Annotated in this window: 1 protein-coding gene; it reads left to right on the top strand. The window is 59.5% G+C overall.

Annotated elements, in window-relative coordinates; all coding sequences use genetic code 11:
* Window positions 1-128: 128 nt before the first annotated feature.
* Window positions 129-1,259 (top strand): IS110 family RNA-guided transposase, encoded by a 1,131-nt coding sequence (locus PQR54_RS38800; RefSeq protein ID WP_408255426.1) that lies wholly within the window; start codon window positions 129-131, stop codon window positions 1,257-1,259.
* Window positions 1,260-1,539 lie beyond the last annotated feature (280 nt).

Raw genomic sequence — 1,539 nt, 5'->3', positions numbered from 1 at the left:
AGACACTATGACTTTCCGTGAGGCAGAGGCTGGCCCGCCGTGAGGAATCAGACGCGGGTTAGCATTTCTGCCAGAGCCGCATGGTGTGGACAGCGCCACACCTGGCGATTTCCGGCACGGAGGCCAGCATGGAAAACGATAGCACGGTGTACGTGGGACTGGATGTTCACAAGGAGTCGATCACGGTCGCCTATGCGCTCGGCGCGGGCGAGGTCGAACTGCCCGGCAAGACCGGTACGACGAAGACGGATATCGATCGCCTGTGCAAGCGTCTTCAATCGAAAGCGCGACACGTACGCGTCGTCTATGAGGCAGGGCCATGTGGCTACGGGCTTTACCGCCAACTGGTCCAGAAGGGATTCGACTGCATGGTGTGCGCACCGTCACTGATTCCAAGGAAACCCGGCGAGCGCGTCAAGACGGACCGGCGCGATGCGGTCAAGCTTGTGCGGTCCCTACGGGCTGGCGACCTGTCAGCTGTACACGTGCCGACCGTCGAGGACGAGGCATTTCGCGATCTCGCCCGTGCATGGATGACTGCCAAAGACGATCTGAGGCAGGCGCGGCAGCGGCTGAAGTCGTTTCTGCTTGCACACGATGTACGCTATAGCGGTCACGCCGACTGGGGACCTGCTCACCGACACTGGGTGAGCCAGTATGTGTTCGGCAGCGAATGGCAACAATTCGCGTTTGAGGAACTTCGGCGCACGATTGAAGATCGGCTCGCGCAATGCCAGCGTGTTGAAGGTGCCTTGCGTGAGGCAGTGACAAACTGGCGGTTCTATCCGGCAGTCCTGGGCCTGCAGGCCATGCGCGGTGTGCAGTTCACCACGGCCGTTGGAATGCTTGCCGAACTCGGAGATCTGTCGCGCTTTCAACATCCGCGTCAATTGATGTCGTGGCTCGGCGTCACCCCGTCAGAACACTCATCGGGTGACAAGCGACGGCAGGGAAGCATCACCAAGACCGGCAATAGCTATGCAAGAAAGTTACTCGTCGAGGCTGCCTGGAGTTACCGGCACCCGGCACGCGTAAGTCCCGACATTCAGCGTCGACATGAAGGCATTCCGAAGGCGATCATCGATCGTGCCTGGGACGCGCAGGTTCGACTGTGTCGCCGATACCGGAGACTCTCCGCGCGTGGTAAGCATGCCAATACCACGGTCGTGGCCGTCGCCCGTGAACTGTCGGGTTTCATCTGGGACATCGGGCGCCTGGCGATGTCGCTCGCGTTACCCAGTAACAGACCGACAACCTGATTACACGATGGAGATCACCCCATAGATCCACGAGTTTCCTGAAGGCGGCGTAGCCCGGCTACTCGAGTAACCCGCGGCACAACCCCGCAACCGATATCACCCGGACTTGCGACTTAAGAATGCGGCAGGCTCATGAGACGGTCCACTGTAATGCGGTAACCAACCCGCGGATATCAGCATGATCCACCGTCGAGACTTACTGCTACGTCGCCCTCAGGAAATTCATTCGCGTGGAGAGCGCTGGACACCCTACATTCCGATTGACATGGAAAGTCATATC

The organism is Paraburkholderia phytofirmans, assembly GCF_046028095.1.
Classification (GTDB): domain Bacteria; phylum Pseudomonadota; class Gammaproteobacteria; order Burkholderiales; family Burkholderiaceae; genus Paraburkholderia; species Paraburkholderia phytofirmans_A.
The sequence above is the reverse complement of the archived record's forward strand: the minus strand, read 5'-3'. Positions and strand labels throughout refer to the sequence as shown.

Bases quoted from the DNA above. Each gene is read 5' to 3' on its own strand.
- PQR54_RS38800 (WP_408255426.1), top strand. From the start codon at position 129: ATGGAAAACGATAGCACGGTGTACGTGGGACTGGATGTTCACAAGGAG.